Source organism: uncultured Anaerococcus sp. (genome assembly GCF_937934665.1).
GTDB lineage: Bacteria > Bacillota > Clostridia > Tissierellales > Peptoniphilaceae > Anaerococcus.
Genome location: NZ_CALGYW010000082.1, coordinates 12,964 through 39,717 on the forward strand (window position 1 = coordinate 12,964; position 26,754 = coordinate 39,717).

Annotated in this window: 25 protein-coding genes, 1 riboswitch and 1 other annotated feature; of the genes, 22 read left to right on the forward strand and 3 right to left on the reverse strand. The window is 34.4% G+C overall.

All coding sequences use genetic code 11. From position 1 onward, the window contains the following. Window positions 1-78 precede the first annotated feature (78 nt). Both Q0410_RS04605 and Q0410_RS04610 read left to right on the forward strand, forming a co-directional pair. Entirely contained in the window at window positions 79-1,422 is a 1,344-nt protein-coding gene (locus Q0410_RS04605; protein WP_299033419.1) for an acetyl-CoA hydrolase/transferase C-terminal domain-containing protein, read from the forward strand. Window positions 1,423-1,483: 61 nt separating this feature from the next. Further along, window positions 1,484-2,308 carry a PPK2 family polyphosphate kinase gene (locus tag Q0410_RS04610; RefSeq protein WP_299033488.1) on the forward strand — a complete coding sequence of 275 codons (825 nt, stop codon included), beginning with the start codon at window positions 1,484-1,486 and terminating at the stop codon, window positions 2,306-2,308. 175 nt (window positions 2,309-2,483) lie between these two features. Here Q0410_RS04610 and Q0410_RS04615 read toward each other — a convergent pair whose 3' ends face one another. After that, a complete protein-coding gene (locus Q0410_RS04615) occupies window positions 2,484-3,863 on the reverse strand; it encodes an aspartate kinase (protein WP_299033422.1) in 1,380 nt (459 codons plus the stop codon). 129 nt (window positions 3,864-3,992) lie between these two features. After that, window positions 3,993-4,131, forward strand: a riboswitch (Lysine riboswitch). A gap of 56 nt (window positions 4,132-4,187) precedes the next feature. On the opposite strand from Q0410_RS04615, the gene lysA reads away from it, so the two are divergent. From lysA to Q0410_RS04640, 5 genes are read left to right on the forward strand one after another with little or no spacing between them, the layout of a single operon-like run. Next, complete coding sequence (lysA, locus tag Q0410_RS04620; RefSeq protein WP_299033425.1) at window positions 4,188-5,492, forward strand: diaminopimelate decarboxylase; 1,305 nt, start codon at window positions 4,188-4,190, stop codon at window positions 5,490-5,492. 1 nt (window position 5,493) lies between these two features. Beyond that, window positions 5,494-6,471 carry an aspartate-semialdehyde dehydrogenase gene (locus Q0410_RS04625; protein WP_299033428.1) on the forward strand — a complete coding sequence of 326 codons (978 nt, stop codon included), beginning with the start codon at window positions 5,494-5,496 and terminating at the stop codon, window positions 6,469-6,471. Beyond that, entirely contained in the window at window positions 6,468-7,352 is an 885-nt protein-coding gene (gene dapA / locus Q0410_RS04630) for a 4-hydroxy-tetrahydrodipicolinate synthase (protein WP_299033430.1), read from the forward strand. Before Q0410_RS04625 ends, dapA begins: the two co-directional genes overlap by 4 nt. After that, window positions 7,346-8,107: a 4-hydroxy-tetrahydrodipicolinate reductase gene (gene dapB / locus Q0410_RS04635; protein WP_299033433.1), complete on the forward strand. Its 762-nt coding sequence runs from the start codon at window positions 7,346-7,348 to the stop codon at window positions 8,105-8,107. The genes dapA and dapB overlap by 7 nt, the downstream gene beginning before the upstream one ends. Continuing rightward, entirely contained in the window at window positions 8,100-9,053 is a 954-nt protein-coding gene (locus Q0410_RS04640; RefSeq protein ID WP_299033436.1) for a diaminopimelate dehydrogenase, read from the forward strand. The genes dapB and Q0410_RS04640 overlap by 8 nt, the downstream gene beginning before the upstream one ends. Here the strand turns inward: Q0410_RS04640 and Q0410_RS04645 are convergent. Together Q0410_RS04645 and Q0410_RS04650 are read right to left on the reverse strand one after the other, a co-directional pair. Continuing rightward, window positions 9,046-9,729 (reverse strand): hypothetical protein, encoded by a 684-nt coding sequence (locus Q0410_RS04645; RefSeq protein ID WP_299033439.1) that lies wholly within the window; start codon window positions 9,727-9,729, stop codon window positions 9,046-9,048. The genes Q0410_RS04640 and Q0410_RS04645 overlap by 8 nt on opposite strands. Further along, entirely contained in the window at window positions 9,726-10,205 is a 480-nt protein-coding gene (locus Q0410_RS04650; RefSeq protein WP_299033442.1) for an aminoacyl-tRNA deacylase, read from the reverse strand. The genes Q0410_RS04645 and Q0410_RS04650 overlap by 4 nt, the downstream gene beginning before the upstream one ends. Before the next feature lie 75 nt (window positions 10,206-10,280). On the opposite strand from Q0410_RS04650, the gene Q0410_RS04655 reads away from it, so the two are divergent. The 15 genes from Q0410_RS04655 (at window position 10,281) to Q0410_RS04725 (ending at window position 26,660) form a co-directional block, all read left to right on the forward strand. Further along, on the forward strand, window positions 10,281-11,024 hold the full coding sequence (locus tag Q0410_RS04655; RefSeq protein ID WP_299033445.1) for a hypothetical protein: 744 nt from the start codon (window positions 10,281-10,283) through the stop codon (window positions 11,022-11,024). A 45-nt stretch (window positions 11,025-11,069) separates the two neighbouring features. Continuing rightward, window positions 11,070-11,582 (forward strand): DUF1836 domain-containing protein, encoded by a 513-nt coding sequence (locus Q0410_RS04660; protein ID WP_299033448.1) that lies wholly within the window; start codon window positions 11,070-11,072, stop codon window positions 11,580-11,582. Continuing rightward, on the forward strand, window positions 11,582-12,436 hold the full coding sequence (locus Q0410_RS04665; RefSeq protein ID WP_299033450.1) for a DegV family protein: 855 nt from the start codon (window positions 11,582-11,584) through the stop codon (window positions 12,434-12,436). The genes Q0410_RS04660 and Q0410_RS04665 overlap by 1 nt, the downstream gene beginning before the upstream one ends. Window positions 12,437-12,513: 77 nt before the next feature. Next, window positions 12,514-12,633 (forward strand) — a sequence feature (ribosomal protein L20 leader region). Next, window positions 12,612-13,169, forward strand: coding sequence for a translation initiation factor IF-3 (infC, locus tag Q0410_RS04670; RefSeq protein ID WP_299033451.1), 558 nt, complete (start codon window positions 12,612-12,614; stop codon window positions 13,167-13,169). It overlaps the preceding feature by 22 nt. 1 nt (window position 13,170) lies before the next feature. Beyond that, entirely contained in the window at window positions 13,171-13,371 is a 201-nt protein-coding gene (rpmI, locus tag Q0410_RS04675) for a 50S ribosomal protein L35 (protein ID WP_299033453.1), read from the forward strand. A 10-nt stretch (window positions 13,372-13,381) separates the two neighbouring features. Continuing rightward, the gene (gene rplT / locus Q0410_RS04680; protein ID WP_299033455.1) at window positions 13,382-13,726 is read left to right on the forward strand and encodes a 50S ribosomal protein L20; all 345 of its coding nucleotides are present in this window, start codon (window positions 13,382-13,384) and stop codon (window positions 13,724-13,726) included. Between the two features lie 61 nt (window positions 13,727-13,787). Beyond that, window positions 13,788-14,453 (forward strand): RNA methyltransferase, encoded by a 666-nt coding sequence (locus Q0410_RS04685; protein WP_299033457.1) that lies wholly within the window; start codon window positions 13,788-13,790, stop codon window positions 14,451-14,453. 227 nt (window positions 14,454-14,680) lie between these two features. Continuing rightward, window positions 14,681-15,703, forward strand: a complete 1,023-nt coding sequence (gene pheS, locus Q0410_RS04690) for a phenylalanine--tRNA ligase subunit alpha (protein ID WP_299033458.1) — start codon at window positions 14,681-14,683, stop codon at window positions 15,701-15,703. Between the two features lie 8 nt (window positions 15,704-15,711). Continuing rightward, a complete protein-coding gene (gene pheT / locus Q0410_RS04695; RefSeq protein ID WP_299033461.1) occupies window positions 15,712-18,096 on the forward strand; it encodes a phenylalanine--tRNA ligase subunit beta in 2,385 nt (794 codons plus the stop codon). Between the two features lie 9 nt (window positions 18,097-18,105). Further along, window positions 18,106-18,603, forward strand: coding sequence for a cell division protein ZapA (gene zapA / locus Q0410_RS04700; protein WP_299033467.1), 498 nt, complete (start codon window positions 18,106-18,108; stop codon window positions 18,601-18,603). Then, window positions 18,596-20,806, forward strand: a complete 2,211-nt coding sequence (locus Q0410_RS04705) for a U32 family peptidase (RefSeq protein ID WP_299033470.1) — start codon at window positions 18,596-18,598, stop codon at window positions 20,804-20,806. Before zapA ends, Q0410_RS04705 begins: the two co-directional genes overlap by 8 nt. Further along, window positions 20,806-23,151 carry an endonuclease MutS2 gene (locus Q0410_RS04710; protein WP_299033473.1) on the forward strand — a complete coding sequence of 782 codons (2,346 nt, stop codon included), beginning with the start codon at window positions 20,806-20,808 and terminating at the stop codon, window positions 23,149-23,151. Before Q0410_RS04705 ends, Q0410_RS04710 begins: the two co-directional genes overlap by 1 nt. Before the next feature lie 9 nt (window positions 23,152-23,160). Beyond that, on the forward strand, window positions 23,161-24,858 hold the full coding sequence (argS, locus tag Q0410_RS04715; RefSeq protein WP_299033477.1) for an arginine--tRNA ligase: 1,698 nt from the start codon (window positions 23,161-23,163) through the stop codon (window positions 24,856-24,858). Further along, window positions 24,859-25,560, forward strand: coding sequence for a hypothetical protein (locus tag Q0410_RS04720; protein ID WP_299033480.1), 702 nt, complete (start codon window positions 24,859-24,861; stop codon window positions 25,558-25,560). Continuing rightward, window positions 25,560-26,660: a lipopolysaccharide assembly protein LapB gene (locus Q0410_RS04725; RefSeq protein WP_299033485.1), complete on the forward strand. Its 1,101-nt coding sequence runs from the start codon at window positions 25,560-25,562 to the stop codon at window positions 26,658-26,660. Before Q0410_RS04720 ends, Q0410_RS04725 begins: the two co-directional genes overlap by 1 nt. The last annotated feature ends 94 nt before the right edge of the window (window positions 26,661-26,754 follow it).

Genomic DNA, 26,754 nt, shown 5'->3' on the forward strand with positions numbered 1-26,754 from the left:
TTAGTAAAGATTGATAATAATTTTCAATTATGGGTAATAAATAATATCTTAAGAAAACGATATTATAAAGGGGAAAATATGGATTTTAAAAAAATTTATGAAGAAAAATTAATCACTGTAAAAGAAGCGGCAGGCCTGGTTAAGAATGGCGACTGGGTAGAAATGGGCTGGGGAGCCTTAGTACCAAAAGACTTTGACAAGGCCCTAGCAGCAAGGGTGGATGAACTTAAGGATGTCAAGGTAAGATCAGGAGTCGTACCTTACAATCTTGAAATAGGCCAAGCAGATAGCTCAGGTGAGCACTTTGTCTACCACTCATGGCACTCAACAGGACCTGAAAGAAACCTAATCAATAACAATAAGTACGGTGCCTTTTTTATTCCTATTAAGTATTCAGAAATAGAAAGGTATATAGCAGAAAATGCACCAAAGGCAGCAGTATCAGTCATCCAGGTTTCACCAATGGATAAGCACGGTAACTTTAACTTCGGACTTTCAGCATCCCATGCTATGACTTCTTTTGAAAATTCAGAAAAAGTTGTTTTAGAGGTTAACGAAAATGTACCGGTTGCCCTTGGTGGTTTTAGAAATTATATCAATATTAAGGATGTAGACTATGTTTATGAATCAAGCAATTATGATATGATAACCCTACCAAGCGCAAAATTCGGTGATGAAGAAATCCAAGTAGCCAAGTTCGTAGTAGACAACCTAAGGGATGGGGACACCCTTCAATTAGGTATAGGTGGTCTTCCAAATGCTATAGGAAGCCAGATTGCAAAGTCAGACCTAAAAGATCTTGGAGTGCATTCTGAAATGTATGTAGATAGCTTTATGGAAATGGCAAAAGCTGGAAGAATTACAGGCAAGAAGAAAGATATCAACTCTGGTAGACAAACCTATGCCTTTGCAGTAGGTAGCCAGGAAATGTATGACTATATGGATGGAAATGAAGAATTAATGGCAGCACCTGTTTCCTATGTTAACGACGTAGACGTAATTGCAGCCCACGATAACTATGTATCTATAAATACAGTTCTTGAAGTTGACCTTTGGGGTCAGATTTCAGCAGAATCAGCAGGAACAAGACACATATCTGGAGCAGGCGGTGCCCTTGACTTTGTACTAGGTGCCTACAGGTCTAAGGGAGGAAGGTCCTTTATAGCCCTTAAATCTTCAAGAGTAAACAAGGAAGGAAAGAGAATTTCAAATATCGTTCCAACCTTTGCCCCAGGCACCCAAGCTACAGCAGTAAGAAGCAATACCCACTATATAGCTACAGAGCAGGGTATTGTAAACTTTAAGGGTCTAACAACCTGGCAAGCAGCAGAAGCCTTAATTAGTCTTGCCCATCCAGACAATAGAGATGAGTTAATAAAAGAAGCAGAAAAACTTGGTATCTGGAGAAAATCTAACAAATAGCTATTCACTTTGAAACTAAAGTAGGAGAAAAAAAGATTATTTTAAAATTGACGGATATAAAATAGATATAGGAGAACTTGAAACAAAGCTTGTAAGTGAAGAAAAAGAAGAAGACATAAAAAAAGAACTGTTTGATGATTTGATTCCTAAGCTCAACGACCTACACAATAGATTGTTTGCAGAATCTAAACGTGGAGTATTAATTGTACTTCAGGCTTTGGATGCTGCAGGAAAAGATGAAATTATTAAATATATTTTCTCAAACTTGCTTCCACAAGGACTCAAGAATACATCCTTTAGTAAACCTTCTGGTGAAGAAAATGCACACGACTATTTGTGGCGTATGCACGAAGGACTTCCAAAAAGGGGAGAAATAGCTATTTTAAATAGATCTTATTATGAAGATATCATAGCTCCTAAGATATACGACACCCTAGGTCACTTGCCAGAAGAAATAAGAGAAGATCCTAATCTTTGGGAAAAAAGGTATGAGCATATAAATAATTTTGAGAAATACATGGATGATAATGGATTCCCAGTCTTAAAATTATATTTTCATATGTCAAAAGATGTTCAAAGACAGAGGTTACTTGATAGACTAGAAAATATGGACAAAAATCACGAGTTCTCTTTCTCTGATATAGATGATAGGAAAAATTGGGACAAATACCAAAAAGCCTTTGAGGAAATGTTAAACAATACATCTAGCGAAACGGCACCTTGGTATGCGCTACCCGCTGATAATCCTTGGCTTGCTAGAAAAATTGCAACCATGGCTTTGATTGAAACTTTAGAAAAAATAAACCCTCAATATCCTACTTTCTCTGAAGAAGAAAAAGAAGAAGCTAAGAAAATAGAAGAAAAACTAAAAAATAATGAAATTTAATAAAAGATTGGCTGAACTTGTTTTGGCCAATCTTTTATATTACAGAAAAATAAGTTTAAAAGGATCTATAATAAATCGTGATGACAGAAGTTTCATTTACTTATGCCGACACGATTTTACAAAGAGACTTTAAAACCAGGGCGGAACTTAGTCCTTGCTCTGGTTTTTAGTAGATTTATTTTTCAAGAAGTCTATCTTCGTAAATTGCCTTATAAAGAGATCTTAGGCAAATTTCTTCATCTTTTTTATTTATTAAAATAAAAAGCGAATTATTGGATGCTCCTTGGATTATATATTCAATTTTTATATTATTAGTATTTAGTACTTCAGAAATAAGGTAAAGAGCCTTAGTCATTTGATTTCTAAGACCTTCACCAACAATGGCTATAGATTTTAATGAGTCATCCATAACAAGCTCATCAAGGTCAAAGGAATTGTTTATAGCATTTACTATGGATGATTTTTTTGAAGAATCTCCCATGTATTCACTCCTAACAAGGATGGAAACGGAGTCTATAGAAGTGGGGATATGCTCTACAGGTATGTGCATATATTGGAAGATATCTAGGACGTTTTTAATATAACCTACCTTCCTGTTCATCAGATACTCGGTTAGTTTAAAGGAGGTAAAATCTCCTACATCACTCATGCCTATGATAGGATTTTTATCGATATCTGTTCTAGTTTGAGAAATTATGGTGCCGCCTTCTGTTGGCTTATTAGTATTTTTGACGTGGATTTCAATGTTGGTATCGAGAAGGGGCTCTACCGCATCTTCTTGGAAGATTTCAAAACCGTTATAGGAGAGCTCTCTCATCTCAGCATAGGAAATATTTTTAATCGGTGCTGGGTTTTTGAATAAAGAAGGGTTTGCCGAGTAAATATAGGTCATATCTGTATAATTTTCGTAAATATCGCATGAAAGCCCCCTAGCTACGATGGCTCCAGTAATATCTGACCCTCCCCTTGAAAAGGTAAGTCTGTTTCCCTCTTGGCTGTAACCATAAAATCCAGGGATAACCAAAATTTCCTCACTATCTTTAAATTTACTAATATTTTCATAAGTTTTATTTAAAATATGTACATCTTCAAGACTATATTCAAGAACTATGCCCAAATCCTTTGGTGAAAAGTATTTTGCTTTTAGGCCGATTTTTTTTAGGTAGGCTGCAATTAGCCTGGCGTTAAAGTCTTCACCTGAAGATTTAATGGCGTTTTTAAGGTAATATTCATCTTTAATAGTAGTTAAAAATCCTAAGAGAATTTCTTTAAAAGAATTTACTAGACTTTTATCAAGTCCTAAGACTTCAGAAATTTCTGTGTACCTTAGGATAATCATATCCAAGGTTTTTATATAAGATGGGCTTTGTGACTTATATTCTTCAAAAAGACTTATTAATAGGTCGGTAACCTTGATATCTGCCTTAAATCTTTTGCCCGGTGCAGAAACTACTATGGCCCTTATATCCTTATCATCTTTTATGATTTGTCCTACTTTTTTTATTTGACTGGCTGAGGCTACAGAAGTACCTCCAAATTTAGCTGTTTTATTCATATCAATCTCCTAATTGGCTTTATTATACTATAATTTGTATTAAAATAAAATTGACTGAATAAAAAATTTTTGGAAATTTGACAAAGATGCCAAAAAATGATAGACTCATTAATAAATAAAGAAAATTGGATTTAGTTAAGGGGTTGCGGTTATAATTAGTAGGATTCGAAAGGTATAATCGCCGAAATACATGGTATTGGTCATAGGTTTAAGAGGTCTATGATTGTCAGCAAGTTTTGCCAAAGCTTGCTGGAGTACTTGCTAAGTCAGGCGAAAGGAAAATCATGGGCCTTTTGCCCATGGTTTTTTTCATATGGAGGATATATGCTAGAGAAAAACTATAAAAATATAGGAGGGATGCTCCATATTGGAGGAGTCTCAGTAAAAAAATTAAGGGATAAATATAAAACGCCCCTATACATATATGATCAAAAATTAATAAGGGAGACTGCTAGGGTCTTTACTAGAAACTTTAAATCTAAAGTCTTTGCTAGTGAGGTAAGTTTTGCCTCAAAGTCTTTTTCAACCTTATACCTATTGGGACTTTTAAAAAACGAAGGTCTTTATTTAGATACAGTTTCTCTTGGAGAGATTTATATAGCCTTAAAGGCGGGTTTTGATCCTAAAAAAATCCACCTTCATGGTAATAACAAAACCAAAGAAGAACTTATTTTTGCTATAGAAAATAAGATTGGAACGATAGTTATAGATTCTTACGAGGAATTTATCTTCTTAGAAGAAATTCTAAAGAAAATGGGCGAGAATATGGATTGCCTATTGAGGATTAATCCGGATGTCAAAACCTCAACTCATAAATATATCCAAACTTCAAACTCAGATTCTAAGTTTGGGATAAATATCAGAGATGAAAAAATAGGAACCTATATCGAGGAAATGGTTCAAAGTGAATTTGTAAACTTACTCGGTTTTCACGCCCATATAGGTAGTCAGGTTATGGAGGTAGGATTTTTTGAAGAAGAAGCTGAGATTTTATTTAACTTTACAAAAAAAATGGAAGAAGAAACTAAAAAAAATTTCAGCCATATAAACCTTGGCGGAGGTTTTGGGGTTAGACAAAGTAAGGATGATAGGGATTTTGACCTAGAGAAATTTTTAAAAGATTTTGCAAACATTATCGAAGAAAAGATAAGAGCCTATGACCTTGCTATAAAAAATGTTGGTATAGAACCAGGCAGGTCCATGGTTAATCAGGCGGGAACGACCCTTTATAGTGTTGGTAGTGTCAAATACACCCTTGAAGGCCTCCCCCTAGTTTTTGTAGACGGAGGCATGGCTGATAATATAAGGCCAAGTCTTTATGGGGCGAGATATGATGCTCTTTTAGCAAATAGGATTGATGATAAAATCAAGGAAAAATTTAGGGTAGGTGGCAAACTTTGTGAATCGGGAGATATCCTTATAGAAGAAACCGACCTTCCTTATCCAAATAGAGGAGATATTTTAGCCATAGAAAATACTGGGGCCTACTCTTTGGCTATGAGTTCAAATTATAACAAGATTTTAAGACCGGCTGTGGTTTTTGTTGAAGATGGCAAGGATTATCTTGCAGTAAAAAGAGAAAGTTTAGAAGATTTAATCAAAAAAGATTTAACATACAAAGGAGAATAAAATGGTAAATGTAGCAGTAGTTGGAGCAAGTGGACTAGTTGGAAGTAAGATTAGAGAAATATTAGAAGAAAGAAATTTCCCTGTTGATAGGCTTTTTGCCTTTGCTTCAAGTAAGTCAGCTGGTAAAGAAATAGAATTTCAAGATAAAAAAGTAGTAATTGAAGAATTGAAGGAAGATTCTTTTGATGATAGAGAGATAGACCTTGCATTATTTGCAGCAGGTGGATCTGCATCAGAAAAATACGTGCCTTTGGCTATCAAAAATAATATAAAAGTCGTTGATAACTCATCATGCTTTAGAATGGATGGGGGTGTTCCACTTGTGATTCCAGAAGTAAACCCTGGTCATATAAAAAAAGACGATATGCTTATAGCAAACCCAAACTGTTCTACTATTCAGTCTGTCCTAGCTATAGCAAATATTTATAAAGAGTATGGGATAGAAAGAATCATCTACAATACCTACCAGGCTGTTTCTGGTGGAGGTGAAAAGGCCCTTGAAGATCTTTATGAGAAGAAAAATGACCACTGGAAGTATAAAATCTATGATAATATGATTCCTCAAATTGACTCCTTCCTAGATAATGGCTATACCAAGGAAGAGATGAAGATGGTTAACGAATCTAGGAAGATTCTAGGAGATGATGATATAAAAATTACTGCCACAGCTATAAGGGTTCCAGTATCTAACTCTCACGGGGTTTCTATAAACCTAAAGCTTAAAAAAGATTTTGAACTTGAAGACATTAAAAAAGTTTTGGCTAAGACAGAAAATCTTGTTATAGAAGATGATATAAATAAGGAAGTTTACCCAATGCCTGCTACAGCAAGCGGCAAGGATCAAGTCTTTGTTGGTAGGATTAGGAGAGATTTCTCAGATGACAATAGCCTAAATCTTTGGTGTGTAGCCGATAATATAAGAAAGGGTGCAGCCCTTAATGCAGTTGAGATAGCAGAACTTTTAGCAAAGGAGTTATGATGATTTTTACGGGATCAGCAGTAGCTGTAATTACGCCCTTTGATGAAAATCTAAATATTGATTATAAGGCTTATGATAAAATTTTAGACTTTCACTTGGCAAATAAAACTGATGCTATAGTTGTTTGCGGAACCACGGGCGAGGCAGCAACTATGAGTGAAGAAGAAAAATATGAACTGATAAAATATACTGTTGAAAAAGTCCAAGGAAAAATACCTGTAATAGCTGGTACTGGCTCAAATAATACTAAGGCTAGTGAAGATTTTTCTAAAAAAGTAAGTGAAATAAAGGGTCTTAGCGGTCTTTTGCTAGTGACTCCTTACTACAACAAGGCCACCAAAGAAGGTCTTTACCAACACTTTAAGACTATAGCAGCAAGTACTGACCTGCCAATTATCTTATACACAGTTCCATCAAGGACTAATGTATCTATTGACCTTGAAACTGTTGTGAGATTAGCAGAGATAGAAAATATAGTTGGTATAAAAGATGCGAGTGGAGATCTTGACTATACAGCAAAATTAGTGACAGTCTTGCCAAAAAATTTTGGGATTTATTCAGGTAATGACAACCTAACCCTTCCTATGCTAGCTCTTGGTATTGATGGGTCAATATCTGTCTTTGCTAACATCATGCCAAGGGAAAATCACGATATTTATGAGTATTTTAAAAATGGAAATAGTGACAAGGCAAGAGACTTACACTTAAAAAATTTTGATTTAATCAAGGATTTATTTACAGAGGTAAACCCAGTGCCAGTAAAGGCGGCTTCTAGCCTAATGGGTCTTTGCCAAAACGAACTAAGACTTCCTCTTACAAGGGCAACAGATAGTACACTAGAGATTTTAGAAAAGCATCTAAAGGAATTTAACTTATGTTAAGAATAATTTTAATTGGAGCAACCGGAGCTATGGGTAGAACTATAGCAGATTTAGTTGAAGAAAATGATAATTACAAGATAGTTGCAGGTCTTGCAGATAAAGCAGATAATTCTCAAGCTTTTTCAATTTATGATAAGTTTACTGATATAAAAGAAGAGGGGGATGTGATTATAGATTTTTCTTCAAGATATCTCTTAGATGACCTTATTGCCTTTGCCAAAGAAAAATCTTACCCAGTAGTTTTTGCTACAACTGGTTATACAGAAGAAGACCTAGCTAAAATTGAAAAACTTAGGTCAAGTGTCGCTTTTATTCAAGAAGGAAATTATTCTCTTGGTATTAATGTAATGGTAGACCTTGCGGAAAAATTAGCTAAGGCTCTAAAAGACTTTGACATAGAAATAGTAGAAAGCCACCACAACAAAAAGAAAGATAACCCTTCAGGAACGGCAAATATGATTTTTGATGGGGTAAATAAGGGTCGTGATGGTAAATTAGTTAAGAAAATGAGAAACTTTAGCCATGATGATAGGCGAAATCCAAATGAAGTTGGGATTTCATCAATAAGGGCAGGTAGCATTGTCGGTGAGCATAGGTTAATTTTAGCTGGTCTTGATGAAACTATAGAAATAAAGCACCAAGCAGCATCTAAAAAAATCTTTGCCAACGGAGCATTGAAGGCTGCAAGTTTTTTACAAGGAAAGAAACCAGGCAGGTATGATTTTAAAGATATAATAAGGGGAGAAAATGATTAGAGTAGGAATAGTTGGTTTTGGAAATTTAGGAAAATCAGTAAAAAAAGGAATTGATGCGACTATTGATATGGAAGTTGCGGGAATATTTTCTAGAAGAAAGTTAGACCTGGACCACTATAGACCCCTAGAAGATATAGAAAAATACAAGGATGAGATAGACCTACTTATTTTGTGTGGTTCATCGGATAAGGATATCTTAAGCCAAGGACCAGAGCTTTTAAAAAACTTTAATACCCTAGATAGCTTTGATAACCACGGCAAGATTAAAGACTATTATGAAAAGATGGATAAGATTGGCAAGAAAAATGGCAAACTTGCTCTAATATCTACAGGTTGGGACCCGGGTTTATTTTCATTAAATAGGATTATCGGCCAAGCCATTCTTCCAGAAGGAGAATCTTTTACCCTCTGGGGCAGGGGAGTAAGCCAGGGTCACTCTGCAGCTGTTAGGTCCATCGAAGGAGTCCTTGATGCTACCCAGTATACAATACCAAAGGAAGAAATACTAGAGAAAATAAGAAATGGCGAAGACTTTGACTTTGTTAGTCCTAAGGCTCACCTCAGAGAAGTTTATGCGGTTATCGAGGATGGGGCAAATGATAGAGAAATAGAAGAAAAAATCAAATCTATGCCTGATTATTTTAAGCCTTATGAAACTCATGTCCATTTTATAAGCCAGGAAGACCTTGATAAAAACCACAAGTCTATGGTTCACGGAGGTCATGTAATAAGAAGGGGCAAGGCAAGCGGAGATGGGGATGCTCTTATGGAATTTTCCTTGGATTTAAAATCTAATCCCGATTTTACTGCAGCAGTAGACCTAGCCTATGTCAGGGCCCTTTATAGATTAAGTGAGGAGGGTAAAAAAGGAGCCATCACCGTTTTAGATGTGGCCCCAAAATATTTATCCAATGAATCTTATGATTCACTTTTAAATCTTATTTAAGAATTGCTGGCGTTTTTAGCTCGTTTATTAGACCCATGATTGGATCAAGAAAGCTTAAAGCGTCAGCCTTATTTTCTTTTATAAAGTCAAAGAAATCAAGCATCCACACTACTACATACTTGTTTAGATAAAAAGCCTGGATGCCGTTGGCTAAAATTGACCTTCTGCCATTTATAACTATATCATCTCGCATTTTATCAAAGTAGGTTAGAAGGGTTTTTCTATTTTTTTCATCTTCTATTAGAGAGTCTACCATAGCTATAAGAGATATAAGGTAAGGTTTTGGAAGGGGATTTAGAAAAAAATCAATAGTTCCATCGTCATTCAACCATATATCTTCCCCAATCCTGAATTTATCTTCTGCCTTGTGTTCTCTTAGGTAAGTTTCCTTATTAAAATTTTCGAAAAAATTAGGATATAGGCCGTAAGGGTATTTGGAATTATCTATGGTTTTTTTAAGAAATTGAAGCTTAAAATCACCATTATCAAAAGAAGCTATAAAGATAGGAGAGAGAATTACAAGAAGTTTTAATTTATAGTTGTCAGGGTCATTTTGAATTTTTAAGTAAAAGCAATCTCTAAGTTGACTTTCATTTTCGGATACTTTTTTAAGGGTATAACCGCTTTCTATTTCAAAGCAAGTTTGTCTACCGTTTTGAACCTTAGTTAAAATCATTGGATCAAATCAGCAAAGGTGCCCTTGGTAGCTTTTTGTAAATCCTCAGGCTTTATCTTTAAGCTGTGGCCAACCTTACCTGCAGATACCTTGATAAAATCCATATCCTTAGCCCTTTGGTCGATAAAAACTGGGTAATCTTTCTTAAGAGCAAGGGGTGTTGTGGCTCCCCTTTCATAACCCACAGTTTTTTTAAGGTCTTTTAGGGCAAGCATGGATAGGCTTTTTACTCCAATAGCTCTCGCAGCTTTTTTAAAATCTATTTCATCGGCTCCGTTTATAACTAGGATATAAACATCACCCTCCTTACTTTCTGTTGCTAGGGTTTTAAAGATAGTGTTTATATCTGCATTGCCTTCTTCAGATAGGTCTACAGATGAAACAAAGTCATGGTCAAGTTCATAATCTATGTGTTCATATTCTATATTTAAAGTTTCGAGATATCTCATTGCATTAGTTTTAATTTCTTTTTTCATAAAATCACCTCAAGAATAATTATACTTGAATAATAAAAATTGTAATAATGGGTATAAAAAATCTAAGGAGATACGATGAGTGAAAAAGTACTTGTAAATTATATTTATGACTCTTGCTACAGCTTAGAGTACGGAGATTATTTCTTAGTCTTTGATTATGCTGAGGGGCTTCTTGATATACCTGAAAGTAAACACGTTATATTCTTTGCATCAGATAAGGATGGGCGTTTTTTTACGGACGATATTTTTAACCTAGGTAAATTAAAGTCTCTTTTTTATGTTTTGAATAAAAATATCAGTAAGCTTAAGTACCAGGATAATATTATTTACCTTGATAAAGACGAGTTTGGTATGAAGGAGTTAAAAAAACTATATAAAAGAGATAATGTATATCTTCTGGGAGAAGATAAGGCTTTAAGGCTTAATTACGGCAGAGAAGATGTTTATGTTAAAACTTTTTCTCTTGACGGTAAAAAATTAGGTTTTTTGATTGAGCTTGACTCCCTACTTATCTTTTACGGAGGATCTATCGATTTTAGAAAAGTTGATGGTGATAGGTACCTGAATTTACTAGATGAGCTTGACTTTGAAAAACCAGATATAATTTTCTTGCCTGTAACAAATCTAGATAAAGATTCTTACGCCTATTTAGGTAAGATAATTCACGATTCTTTAAGTCAGATTTTATTTCCTACAAAAATTGGAGATGTTGAAGAAAAGAGTCTTGACTTTAAGAGGCTTTATAAGGATACAACTACAGATATTAGATCAATTAGTAAGACTAATGAGAATATAGAAATTGAAATAAATCGCCATTAATCATCTAGTATTACTAACTAGATAGAGGTATAATACGAGGTATGTATGATTAGTAAAATTTATGAATTAGAAAGTATTAGTCTACCTAGTTGGGAAGAGCTTCCTGGCGATGGCATCTACAAAGAAGAACTTTTAAATTTTCTTAGAGAAGTTTTAAAACCTTTTTATGTAGTAGATAATAATGTAATTACTTCATCTATGGTAAATAACTACGTAAAATTAGGCTATATAGATAAGCCTAAAAAGAAAAAGTACTATAGGTCTGCCATAGCCCAGCTGATAGTAATATCTATTTTTAAGCAAGTGATTACCATAGAGGATCTGGCTAGGGGTATTGACATAGAGATGTCAACTTTTGGCCTTAAAGAAGTTTATGAAAACTTTGAAAATATATTTAACCAAGTAAGGAGGGATATCTTGACAGGTGAGGATGTGGGAAGTATAAGTATAAATTATGAATTTTCAGACCACCATGACAAGGTCCTTTACTACCTGACTATTTCCCTATTTACGAAGTTATATACTAAATTAGTGATAGATAAGTACAAGGAGATATAATGGAAAAGATAGCTATTTTAGTCGACTCAGGCAGTGATTTAAGTCTTGACTATATAAAGGAAGAGGGGTTCTATTACTTGCCATTATATGTAAATTTAGATGGCAAGTTTTTAAAGGATAGGATAGATATTAGTCCTGAAGATTTTTATACATGGATAAAGACCCATGAAAAACTCCCTAAGACATCCATGCCTTCACCAGGAGATATAAACGAGCTTTTGGAAAAGGTGAGAGATGATGGATATAATAAAGTTATTTGTATCAATATAGGCAATAAATTTTCTGGAACCTACAATGCATGCAGGCTTGCAGAAGTAGAAGGCTTAGAAATTTATGCCTTTAATACTGGAAATTTAACCCTCGCCCAGGGCTTTTATGCAAGCTATGCAAAAAAACTAATAGATGAGGGCTTAAGCTTTGATGAAATTTGCAAAAAGCTTGAGGCGAAAATTTATGATTCTAAGGTATTTTTTACAATAGATACTTATAAGTATATAGTAGAAGGAGGTAGGGTGCCTAAGACTTTTGGTAAGATTGGTGATGCCCTATCAGTTAAACCTATAATAAAAACAGATCCGCCAGAAGGAGGGTTTTCTATAGAAAAGATTGCCAGAGGCGAAAAAAGAACCCTAAAACAGATTGAAAAGGTTGTAAGAAAAAACATAGAAGGTGTGAAAGAATATTACTTTTTCATAGCTCAAGGTGATTATCCAGAAGGCTTTAAAACTTTAAAGGAAAAACTAAAAGATCTAATAGAAAATGCCCTAATTTATAAGGAAGGACAAATTTCCCCAACCCTTGGAGCAAACACGGGTCCTGGCCTATTGGGAGTTGGATTTTTTAAACTAGATTAGTATATAAGTTTAACCGAGTCAAAGTTTTAAAAAAGATTTGACATTAGGCGAATTTACTAGTATTATGTTACATGTAAACAAGAAAGAAGTACCCAAACTCACCTAGCGACATAAGTTTCTAGGTTAATAAGATTTATTAATAAGATTTTTATGATAGATTATTTGCGGGTACTTTGTGCCCGCTTTTTTTATACAATACATTGGAGGTATAACTATAAAAGATTTAAGAATCAATGATGAAATTAGAGCTAGTCAAGTAAGACTAATCGATGAAAATGGTAACCAAGTTGGTATCACATCTCTAAGAGATGCCCAAGGTATGGCTGATGAGAGAGGGCTTGACCTTGTACTTATGAGCCCAAAGGCAAAGCCACCTGTAACAAGGATTATGGACTATGGTAAGTTCAAATATGATCAAGAGAAAAAAGAAAAAGATAATAAGAAAAAACAAAAGAACGCTCAACTTAAGGAGACAAGATTTTCTTTAAAGATTGAAGATAACGACTTAAAAACCAAGGCAAATCAAACCAAAAAATTCTTAAACAACGGGGATAAAGTAAAAATTTCCATTAGATTCCGTGGTAGAGAGCTTGGCAGAAAAGAACTTGGATACGAATTAATGGATAAGTTTAACGCTATGCTAGATGATTATGGCAAGATTGATAAAAAGCCAAAAATGGAAGGCAGATCACTTGTTATGTTTCTAGAACCAAATGATAAAAAAGGAGAATAAGATGGCAAAAAATAAAATGAAAACCAAAAGAGCAGCTGCTAAGAGGTTTAAAGTAACAGGCTCTGGCAAAATCATGAGAAGAAAAGCTTATAAAGGACACTTAACAGCTAAGAAATCACCAAATAGAAAAAGAAGACTAAGAAAACCTGCAGAAGTTGATAAATCTGTATACAAAAACGTTAAAAAGCTAATTAATGCATAGGAGGATATAGATGGCAAGAGTAAAAAGAGCAGTAAACGCAAAAAAAAGACATAAAAAAGTATTAAAACAAGCAAAGGGTTATTACGGTTCCAAAAGTCTTCTATTCAAAACAGCTAACCAAGCTGTAATGAAATCTCTATCTTATGCTTACATTGGTAGAAAACACAGAAAAAGAGATTTTAGAAAACTTTGGATCGCAAGAATCAATGCTGCAGCAAGACTTAATGGTACAACATACTCAAAACTTATGGGTGGCCTAAAGAAAGCAAACATCGATATCAACAGAAAGATGCTAGCTGAACTTGCAGTAAACAATCCAGAAGAATTTGCTAAATTAGTAGAAGCTGCTAAGTAAAAACTAAATGATTATAGAATCGGTATCAAATCAAAATTTTAAGTTTATAAATAAGCTTAAGATGAAAAAGTATCGAGACAAAGAAAATTCATTTATAATAGAATCTAGAAAATTAGTAGATGAGGCTATAGCTTCATCTGCTGATATAGATTTTATTTTTTTAAAAGAGGGCGTAGACTATAAAACAAGTCATAAAACGCTTGTTTTTAGTGAAGCACTTTTTAATAGATTATCATCTATGGCAAGCCCTGACGGGATAGGAGCTGTTATAAAAAAGAAAGAAGCAGGAGAGATTTCATCTTCTAAGATTTTACTTTTGGATGGGATAAACGATCCGGGTAATCTTGGAACTATGGTTCGCTCTGCTGAAGCCTTTGACTTTAGGGATATAATCTTAATGCCAGGTACAGTTGATATCTATAACGAGAAAACTCTTAGAGCATCAATGGGATCAGTCTTTAGGCTAAATATACGAGAAGAGACCCATGATGATATAAAAAAACTAAAACCTAGCTACAGGGTCCTATCTGCAGATATGGACGGGCTAGATATAAGAGATTATAAAAAAGATTCTAAAATAATCCTTGCTATAGGTAATGAAGCCAATGGTCTAAGTAAGGCTATGAGAGATATCACTGATGACTTTATAAAAATTCCTATGGAAGGTGAGATAGAATCCTTAAACGCAGCTATAGCTTCTAGCATAATTATGAATAGACTTATGTGATGATTCGGAAAGACTTTAATTATTCTTATACAGCAAAAAAGGGATGTTGAGAGCCTTTTAAGTCAAGATTGGGGTTATTCACCGATGAACTTTGAGATGAATTTAGTAGTCGATACGTAAACTTTTCGTTAAAGTAATGAGCGGATTTATTTATAAATCAACTAAGGTGGTACCGCAGAGATATATCTGTCCTTTGTAGAGGACGGATTTTTTTATTTGGAGGAAAAATGGAAGAAAATTTAAAACAGGTTTTAGACCAAGCTAAGGCTGAAATAGAAAAAGCTGATAGCCTTAAGGGTCTAGAGGATCTAAGGATTAAGTTTTTAGGTAAAAAAGGAACTATAACTGACCTAAAAAAATCAATAGCAAAATTACCAAAAGAAGAAAAACCAAGTGCAGGAAAATTAATAAACCAAACAAGCAAGGAGATAGAAGGGCTTTTATCAGAAAAAAATGAAGCGATTAAAAGCGAGCTATTAAAAGAAAAAATAAAGGCTGAAAAAATTGACGTTACAGCTCATTTTGATAAGTATGAATCAGGACATCTGTCAGTTATCAATCAAACCATGGAAGAGCTAGAAACAATTTTCCAAAACATGGGTTTTGACGTTGTAGGAGGCCCTGAGGTAGATACAGTAAAATACGTTTTTGATGACTTAAACAGCCCTAAAAACCACCCTGCTAGGTCTACATCCGATACTTTTTATATAAGTGATGATGTTTTACTTAGACCTCACACTTCTAGTATGCAAATTAGGGTGATGAATGAAGGCAAGCTTCCTATCAAAATGGTTTCTGCAGGTAGGGTTTTTAGAAACGATGAAGTTGATGCAACTCACTCACCAATGTTCCACCAATTAGAATGCTTAGTTGTAGATGAAAATGTATCAATGGCAAACCTAAAGGCTACCCTTGAAACCTTTATTCATGAAATGTTTGGAGATGAGATGAACCTTAGGTATAGACCTCACCATTTCCCATTTACAGAGCCATCTCTAGAAGTAGATGTAACTTGTCCAGCTTGTATGGGTGAGGGTTGTCCAGCTTGTGGTAATACTGGTTGGTCCATGGAATTATTAGGTGGTGGCATGGTTCACCCAAATGTCCTTGAAGCTTGTGGTATAGATAGTGAAAAGTACACAGGTTTCGCCTTTGGTTTAGGAGTTGATAGGATTGCCATGGTCAAATACGGCCTTGATGACATTAGACTTCTTTATGACAACGACAAGAGATTTATAGAACAGTTTTAGGAGGAAGTATGTTAGTACCTTTAATATGGCAAAAAGATTATATAAAAATAGATGAAGATTTAAAAACTATTACAGACAGGCTTTCTGAAACAGGTTCTCACGTAGAAGAAGTTACTATCCACACATCTGATCTTGAAGGTATTGTGGTAGGTCATGTTTTAAAACAGGAAAAACATTCTGATGCGGATAGACTACAAGTTTTATCAATAGATGTTGGAAAAAATGAGCCTATTACAATTATAACAAACGCAAAAAACACCAAAGAAGGAGACTACCTACTGGTAATCACTTCTGGGACTAAGATGGATAATGGAGTCACAATTGAAGACCATAATTTTTTTGGAATAGTAAGCGAGGGTATGCTTACAGCCTATAGTGAACTTAGTTATGATGATTCTGTAACTCCAAAAGATTTAAGAGAAGGAGTTATAGTTTTAGAAGGTGAGCATAAGCCAGGAACACCAGCTGTAGAAGTTTTATACTCAAATACTCCGGTAATTGAATACGAAATCACTCCAAATAGACCTGATTGCCTATCGATAATTGGTATGGCAAGAGAAAGTGCGGCAAGTTTTGGAAGGAAAATAAGCTTACCAGAAATAGACTTTAATACAAATGGTAAAGACCTTAGAGAAGTATTTAATGGTTTAACTTTAGATACAGATAATTGTGATAAGTTTATTACCCGTGCAATCACAAATGTAAAAATTGAGCCATCATCACAATGGTTACAAAACTATCTAATGCTTGCGGGCATGAGACCTATAAATAATATTGTAGATATCACAAACTTTGTCATGCTTGAAACTGGCCAACCCCTCCATGCTTATGATCTAGATAAGTTAAATGGTGGTATTACAATTAGAGAAGCAAAAGAAGGTGAAATTGTAAAAACAATTGACTGTGAAGATAGGAAACTAGATGATTCTATGCTTATAATTGCAGATGATAAGGGAGCAATTGGTATAGCAGGGGTTATGGGCGGATTTGATACAGAAGTATCAAATAATACAAAAAACATTGTTCTTGAAACTGCTCACTTTGATGCAGATTCTATTCGTGAAACTTCTAAAAAACTTGGCCTTCGTTCTGAAGCTTCAACCAGGTTTGAAAAGGGAGTGCCAGCAGAAATGGCAGACTTTGCTTCAAGACGTGCCCTCCACCTAATAGATAAACTAGGTTATGGAGAAATCTATGATGGTTCTTATACGGTAGGAAATACAGAAGGTGAAGATAAATCAGTAAAACTTCGTATTTCAAGACTTAAGACCCTAACTGGTGTAGATTTTACCATGGATGAGGCAATAAAAAACCTAGAGCTTTTAGAATTTGAAGTAGAAAAACTAGATGAGGATACTATCCTTGCAAAAGTTCCTTTCTTTAGACTTGATATTGATATAGAGGCAGACTTAATAGAAGAAGTCGTAAGACTTTACGGTATGGGCAAAATTGAGTCAAAACCTCTTGTTTCATCCCTTAAAAAAGGTGAAAGATCTTCTTTGAGACTTTTAAGAGATGATCTAAAACATAAACTTGTGGGCCAAAAATTCTCAGAACTTGCCACCTACTCATTTATATCTCCAAAAGAATATGATAGGTTAGGAATTGATAAGAATTCAAAACTTAGAGATTATATTAGCCTAACAAACCCACTTGGGGAAGACTTCTCTGTTATGAGGACAACTCAAATAGCTAATATGCTCGATGTTATAGGGAAAAATATCAAGTACGGCCAAAAAGATATGAGATTTTTTGAGCTTGATAGGACTTTTGAAAAAACAAGTGATAAGCTTCCAAAAGAAAACCTAACCCTAACTATGGGTCTATATGGAGATTATTCCTTCTATGATATGAAAGATTTCTTTACAGAAGCTATGAGAAATACTGGCTTTACAGGATTTACTTATAGGGCCAATGAAAATCTTTATGCCTTCCACGCTGGTAGGTGCGCCGATATATACTTTGATGTAGAAAAAATCGGTGTGATAGGTGAGATTTCCTATGAAGTCCGCGAAGAGTATAATATAAACAAGGGAGCAATCATCTTAGAAATCAACTTAAGCCAGATTGCCAAGGAAAGAATAGTAGAAAAGAAATACAAACAAATTCCTAAATTCCCAGCCATAGAACGTGATTATTCTTTTGTGGCAGATAGGGAAGTAGAGTCAGAACTTATAGAAAATATTATGACAGAAAAGGCCCAAGACTTGATATCCAAAATAGAGTTATTTGATATCTATACAGGTAAGGGTATAGCCGATGATAAAAAATCAATTTCTTATAGGGTATGGTATAGAAAAGCCGATAGGACTCTAAAGGAAGAGGATATCAAGGATGTAGAAGCAAGTATTCTTGAAGAATTGAAGGTAAAAGACATAGTATTGCGTGCATAGGAGAAAAAAGTGAGCGAGATTAGACTTGAAGTTAAAATTGACGGTGTAAAATATCCTCTTGTTAGCAAAGAACCAAAAGAGAATATAGAAAAAATAGCAGCTTATGTTGACGGCAAGATTAAAGATGTAAAATCTGATAAGCTCACCTTTGATAGGCAGCTAATTTTGGCAAGCCTTAATATAGCAGACGAATATTTTAAAGATAAGGAATCTTTTAGAAAGTGTTATGAGGAAAATAAAGAAGCCATAAAAGATTATCCTATTATCAAAGAAGAGCTTGAAAGTTTTAAAAATGAGTACGGGACCTATAAGACTGACCTAGAAAAAGCTAGGGAAGAGATTAAGGACTTAAAAGTCCTCCTTCAGGAAAAGGACTCTGAGATAGTAACTCTTACCAAGGCAGAAAATGATGCTAATAAATTAAGGGAGAAAATCAAGGCCTTACAAAAACAAGCCATGGATTTGACTAAGGAAAATGAAATTTTGAAGGGAAAAATTGATGATTAAAACTGAAATATTAGCACCCGTAGGAAATCTTGATATGCTATATGCAGGAATCGCAGCGGGGGCAGATGCTTTTTACCTGGCCCTAGACGATTTCGGCGCAAGAGCCTATGCGGAAAATTTTACCCTTAAAAATATAGAAGAAATCATAGATTATATCCACTATTTTGATAAGAAAGTTTTCATAACTATGAATATCCTAATAAAGGATGAAGAAATAGATAAGGCTATAACCTATATTGAAAGGCTCTATGAATATGGTGTAGATGGGATTTTAATCCAAGATATAGGTTTTTATTCCATAATTAAAGACCAAATGCCAGATCTTGATTTCCATGCCTCCACTCAAATGGCTGTAAGAGACTACCATGGAGCCAAGGCGTTAATGGATCTTGGTTTTAAAAGAATTGTCATAGCTCGTGAAACGCCAATAGAAGAAATAAGAAAAATAGCCAAACTTCCTTGTGAAAAGGAAGTTTTTGTCCATGGCTCACTTTGTGTATCCTACTCGGGAGAATGTTTGATGAGCTCCTATTTTGGAGAAAGATCTGCCAATAGGGGCAGGTGTGCTGGTCCTTGTAGGCAAAAATACCAACTTATAAACAAGGGTAAAACCTACGGCAATGATTTTTACCTAAATATGAAAGACCTAAATGTAATCGATAGGCTAGAAGATTTGACAGAGCTTGGTATAGATTGTCTAAAAATCGAAGGCAGGATGAAAAGTCCAGAGTATGTCTATAATAGCGTAGTAGCTTATAAGAAAAAAGTAAGCGGAGAAGATTATAACGCCAATAAATTAAGAGATATATCAAATAGGGGCTATACAAGAGGCTTTATCTTTGATCAAAGAATAGATTATATCCTAAAAGAAGAAGACCTTAAACACAGATCGGTTGGAAAAGTTGAGTTAATAAATAATAAAAAAGCCTTCAAAGCCAAGACGGACCTTTACAAGGGAGATAACCTTGAAGTTACAACAGATAGAGATAAGAAACTACCTCTTACCCTAACAAAGGATTACAAAAGAGACGAGATTATTTTCCTTGATAAGTATAGGGATGCCAAGATAAATTCTCATGTTCTAATGCTAAATGCAGAAAATATCAAAGACGACCTAGAAGAAGGACTTAATTCATACAGAAATCTACCAGTTAGCCTATCTTTTGAAGGAAGATTAGGAAAGAGGTCTAAACTTAAAATCTCTATGGGAGATGCTAAAGCTTTAGTCGTAGATGATTCTACAATAGAGGCGGCTCAAAATATTTCTTTAGATCAAGAAGATATAAGAGAAAATCTTGCTAGGTTTAACGATGAAATATTTACCCCAACTGGTATTGAAATAAAAATTGATGAGGGAATTTTCTTAAGAAAAAAGACCATTAACAAACTAAGACGAAATGCTATAAAACTTTTAAAAGAAAAGTTAGCTAGTAAATATAAGAGAAAACCAATCAAGATTAAAAAGCCAGAGCTAAAAAAATCTGGACCACAACTAGCAGAGAAAAATATTGAGCTAATGACCGATAAGGTTGATCCAAAGCTTCTTAGAGGTTTTGATAAGGTTTATATAAAAAAATATGATCCTAAATATAAGGATTTAAATTTATACCTTAATCTTGATAGCCACATGGATTATGAAATTGATGAATTGATTTCCTACTTAAAGATAAACTCAATTGAAGGTGTGATTTTTAATAACTATAGAGACCTAGATTTTTTGGATGATTTTAAGAAAAATGATATAAAAATTAGGATTGGAAGGTATCTAAACGTGATAAATTCTTATTCCTTTGATTTTTATTCGTCTTTTGCAGAAAAAATTGAATCGTCAGTAGAAAACACCCTAGAGAATATAAATAAAAATGCTAGTAGGTACGAAGTTGAAGCGCTAAGCTTTGGAAGAATCGAACTTATGAATATGGCCCATTGTCCCTTCTCAACTATAAAAAAATGTGGTCTTAGGGGATGTGAGACTTGTAAGTTTAATGAGGGAGAACTTGTATCTATAAGTGGAGATAGGATGAAGCTTGTAAGAAGAGATTCTCTTACAAAAATTTATCCCTATGCTCCTGCAGGTTTTGAGGAAAATTTATTTGCAGAAGGTGTTTCCACCTTGGTATCAGTTTTCACTGACGAAGATTTAAGGGTTTATGAAGATAAAGCCTACAAGGATAAGTTAAATTATAAAAGAGGAGTGATTTAATGCAGGCAAAAAGCCTAGAAGTTTTAGAATACCAAAAAATACTAGAAAAGCTTTCAAAAATGGCACGTTCAGGCCTGGTCAAAGAACAAATCTTAAACTTAGAGCCATCTACAGATATAGTCTACCTTGAAGATGAACTTGAAAAAACCGGGGCCATGGCCAAAGTTATAACAAGAAATGGCAATATAGATATCTTTGGCCTTTATGATTTTACAAGCATGGTTGGCTACATTAGGAGAAATGGAATTCTAGAGCCAGCCGAGCTTTTAAAAGTCCTAAGCCTACTTAGGGTAGCTGAATACTTAAAAGACTATGGATCAAATATAGAAGACTCTTATATACTAGACTTATTTGATAGGATATCTACCAATGAGTTTTTAAAAGAAGAAATTGATAGGTCAATATTAAACGAGGAAGAAATTGCAGACAATGCCTCAAGAGAGCTTTTATCTATTAGAAGAAGTCTAAGACGCAAGGAAGAAGAGATTAAAAACAAACTTAATTCCTATGTAACAAGCCCCAAATATGAAAGTGCCCTCCAAGATAAGGTGGTTTCTGTAAGGGATGGTAGGTATGTAGTACCTATAAAGACTAATAAGCGTTCGGTAATTAACGGCATTGTCCATGATAAGTCAGCATCAGGAAATACCCTCTTTATAGAACCATCTGCCATAGTTGAGTTAAATAACCAATACAAGGACTTAGAGCTTAAGGAAGAGGCTGAAATAAGAAGGATTTTAGATAGACTATCTAGATTTGCCCAGAAGTTTGACGTTGAGATTTTAGAAAACCAAAAATTAATAGCAAGGATAGACTTTTTACAAGCTAAGGCCAAGTTTGGCCTAGAAAATGACTATTCTTTGCCAAAGTTAAATAAGCAAAAAATTGTAAATGTAAAAGGAGCCATCCATCCACTTCTACCAGGCAAGGTTGTGCCAATAGATGTGGCCATAGGTGGGGACTACACAACGCTTATAATTACAGGACCTAACACAGGTGGCAAGACTGTATCACTAAAAACAGTAGGGTTAATTACCCTAATGGCTCAGACAGCCCTATTTATACCTGCAGAAGAAGGGTCAACCGTAAATGTTTTTGACGATGTATTTTTAGACATAGGCGATAAGCAATCTATTGAAATGAGTCTTTCTACTTTTTCTGCATCTCTAACAAATATTGTAGATATTCTAAATAAGGTAACAGAAAATTCCTTGGTCCTACTTGATGAAATTGGTTCGGGTACAGATCCAATCGAAGGAGCTGCCCTTGCTATTTCAATTCTTTCAGGGCTAACAGAAAAAGAAGTCATGACCTTTGCTACAACCCACTACAGTGAGTTAAAATATTATGCAATGGAAAATGACAAGGTGATGAATGCCTCTGTTGAGTTTGATGCCAACACCCTATCTCCAACTTACAAGCTAGAGATAGGCACACCTGGTAAGTCAAATGCCTTTGAAATTTCAAAAAGACTTGGACTTTCAGATGACATACTAAATAAGGCTAAGGAGTTAATAGGCGAAGATACTAAAAACATAAATAAAATCCTTGATCAAATAGAAGATGATAAGAGCGAGATGGAAGCTAAAAATAGGCAGATAGAAGCCTATAGGAGAGAAATCCAGTCAATCAAAGATAAACTTAGGAACAAGTCAAAGGAGATAGACGAGGCCAAGGAAGAAATAATTAGAAAGGCTGAAGAAAAGGCCAATAAAATCCTAGCAAAGGCAAATAAGGAAAGCCAGGCCATGCTCAAAGAAGCTAAAAAGTCTAAGAATGCCAATACTCGCGACATAGATAGGTCCCTAAATAAGATTAGAAATACCTATAAGGATTCCTATATAGAAAGAGAAGAAGATGGCCTAAGGCAAAGAAGGTCAAAGGATATCCCAGAAGAATTAAAAATTGGAGATATGGTTATAATTGCAGGCCTAAATGAGAAGGCAGAAGTAATAGAAGCACCAGATAACAAGGGTAATATCAAACTTCAAATGGGTATCCTAAAGATGGACTCCAATATCAAGAACGTAAAAAAGATTGAGGGAGAAAACCAAACTGAGAAAAACATAAAGAAAGTGTATAGTGTAAAAAAGGCTATGAATATTTCTGCAAGCTTAGACTTAAGAGGGCAAAGATATGACGAAGCCATGAGAAACCTAGATAAATACCTAGATGATGCCATGCTTGCAGGACTTGATCAAGCAAAAATTATTCATGGCAAGGGAACAGGTGCACTAATCAAGGGTGTAAGTGAAAACCTAAAAACTGATAAGAGGATAGCTTCTTATAGGTTTGGTGATGATAAAGAAGGCGGTTACGGCGTTACTATTGTCAAATTTGCCTAAGGAGGAAATATGAAAGATTATAAAGAAATTATTGCGAAAAAAATAGAAGATCAAGATATAGGCTTAGATAGGAATGAAATCTACGACCTAATTGAAATTCCACCTCAAGAAAACATGGGAGATTTTTCTTTTCCATGCTTTCAACTTGCAAAAACCCTAAGAAAAAATCCAGCCCTAATAGCTACAGAACTCGCTGGTAATATAGAGCTTGAAGGTTTTGCTGAAGTTAAAAATGTGGGACCCTATATAAACTTCTTCTTAGATAGGAAAAAATTTGAAAATGAAGTTATTAATACAATCATAGAGAAAAAAGAAAACTTCGGCAGATCTGACATGGGCAAAGACAAGACTGTAGTCTTAGATTTTTCTTCAGTAAACATTGCCAAGCCATTTCACATCGGCCACATCAGGTCAACTGTCATAGGTGACGCTCTTAGAAATATCCACGAGTTTTTAGGCTACAATACCGTTGCTTCAAACTATATTGGTGACTATGGTACACAATTTGGAACAATGATTGCAGCCTATAAGCTCTGGGGAGATGATGATAAATTAAAGCAAAACCCAATCCAAGAACTTCTAAACCTCTATGTAAGGTATAACTCAGAGGCTAGCGAAAACGAAGAAATGATGGACGTTGCAAGAGAAGAATTTAAAAAGCTTGAAGAAGGTGAAGAAGAAGCTACTAGACTTTGGTCTTGGTTTAAGGAAATTTCTTTTAAGGAATTTGACAGGGTATACAAACTTCTTGATATTGAATTTGATAACTACAAAGGAGAATCCTATAGTTCTAAATATATACCAGAAATTATTGATGAGCTTAAGGAGAAAAATCTTCTTGTAGAAAGCGATGGGGCACAAATTATAGACCTTTCAGCCTATGACATGCCACCATCAATTATTATAAAATCAAATGGTTCATCAGCCTATATTACCCGTGATATAGCAACAGCAATAGTAAGAAAAAAAGAATACGACTTTGACGAAAACCTCTATGTAGTAGCAACCCAACAAAACCTTCACTTTAAGCAACTATGGAAAATCCTAGAACTCATGGGCTACGACCTCTATAAGGGTTGCAAACACATACCATTCGGTATGGTAAGTCTTAAAGACCAAACCCTATCCACAAGGAAAGGCCAAGTAGTATTTCTAGAAGATGTACTAAATAAAGCCATCGATAAAACACGTGAAATCATGGAAGGCCGTGACGATACTGTTGAAAATATCGATGAAGTTTCAAAAATTGTAGGAATTGGAGCTGTTAAATTCCAAGAGCTATACAACAACAGGATAAAAGATTATGTATTTGATTGGGATGAGGTCCTAAACTTTGACGGTGAAACAGGACCATATATCCAATACACCTATGCAAGGGCCAAATCAGTCTTAAGGAAAGCTGGGGCTTATGAAATCAAATCAATAGATATAGAAAAAATCACAAGCGATGAAGAATTTAGTCTGATTAAAAAACTAGCTGGTTTTGAAGATGTAGTAGTAAAAGCAAAAGAAAAATACGAACCATCACTAATAACTAGACACCTAACAGACATAGCCAAGAGCTTTAATAAGTTTTATAACTCTTCAAAAATAATGGTAGAAGATGAAAAGCTAAAAGAAGAAAGACTTGCCCTAGCCTACGCTACATCTGTGGTAATAAAAACTGCCCTAGGTCTACTTGGAATAAAAACAGTGGAGAAGATGTAAATGAGCAAAATTAAAGACTTTTTACTTGTATCTAAAATAGCTTTTAAGGAAACTATAAAAAAGATTGACAAATCCTATATAGTCTTTATCTTCGTCTTAATAAATACAATCTTTAGAAATAATGAATTTAGCTTTGGTGTAGTAGGTGGAACTATAGGCGGCATTGTAAACTACTTTATAGGAGTAATCATATCTTGCTTTGTAGTTCAAAGCCTCTTATCAGTTGTAAAATATGGCAATACAGGCAAGTCATCTCTAGAAAACTCAGTAGGAAACTTTTTTGGACCTATGATAGAAACCATGTTTTGGGTCTACCTTTTAGAGATGTTTTCAAACCTACTTTTATTAAATTTTCCACAGAAGGCTAGGATAATAGTCGTAATAATTATCCAAATCCTCCTATCATCAATCTATGAACAAATATATTTAAATGGTAGAAGTGGAATAAACGCAATAACTGAATCAGCAAATTTCGTAAAAAACAATCCACTTCATTATGGTCTGTATAGCTTGTTATTTATAGGTGTAGAATTTTATCTAAGTGTAAAATTTGCCATAGGACAGCCTATGGGGGTTGATAAAATTCTAGCTTGTTTAATAATTGGCCTTATCCATACTGGCTTCATGCTATTTAGAGGAATCTTGTTTAAACATTTAAATGAACATTCCTATAGACAAAGAAAGTTTATGGGGTGGTGCTAATGGCAATACTTGACGGATACTTTATAAAATACACTGATAGACTCGCCTATATTGAACTTAAAGAAGACAGTACAAATCACGACCTTAAGGATATATCCCTTCCTATATACATGGAAGATATGAAAGAGGGGATAGAGACAGGTGATTTTGCAAGTGAGATAAATCTTGAGATAATTTTAGAAGCCATGCTTTTAAATATTGCCATAGATCCAGACTTCATATATAGGGAAGCCTATGAAAAGATATTAAACAAATACCTAAAATCTTTAGGCGACTATACTGCAAATAAGGCAATAAACTATGAAGAAAATGATAAAACAAAGGCGCTTTTACTAGCAAGGTCAGGCTATATACTAGACCCATCAAATAAATACAATGCTTACTTGTATGCGAGATTTTTATGGCCTTTAGCCTACGAAGATGATGGAGAGTATCAAAGTTTACTTGTAAAAGAAGCCTTAAGAATACTCCAAGAGCAACTAAATCAAGATGAAGACTTCAAACTCTCCTACTATGAGCTAGGAAATATCTATGCAAATCTTGGGGAATATATAAAAGCAAGGTCATATTATAACAATGCCCTTAGATTAACTGATGATGAAATGGCAAAAAATGATATAAGAAATAAACTGCTAACTATAGATGACAATGCTGAAATAGAACAGGCCCTCTACTATATAGGCAAAAGTAATTATAATGAAGCAGTAAGGACACTAACTAAATTATTATCAAAAACAAAAAGAGCAGATGCCTACTACTATCTTGGAGTGGCCTATCAAAACCTAGGTCAATACGAAAATTCAATCCTAGCTTTTGAAAACTCTTTAGATTTAAATGCAGACTTTAGAGAACTTTATAATGATTACTCCATAAGCCTGTACTTAAACAAAGAAGAGATAGAAGCTTTAAGCATAATAAACGAAGGACTTAAAAAATATCCTCAAGATCCAAGAATGACCTATAACAAAATCCAGATAAATTTAGTATTAGGAAATAAGGAAAAAGCAAAGAGCGATATAGAAGAGCTTTTAACCTATGATGACCTAACAGAAGAGATAAAAGAAAACCTTCAAATAATAAAAAACCACTATAAACTGTAGAAAAAGCCTGTTTTAGGGCTTTTTTTAAAATTTTTACAAAAATTATTTGACAAAGATAAAAAAGGGTGTTATAGTATTAACTGTCGGCAAGAGA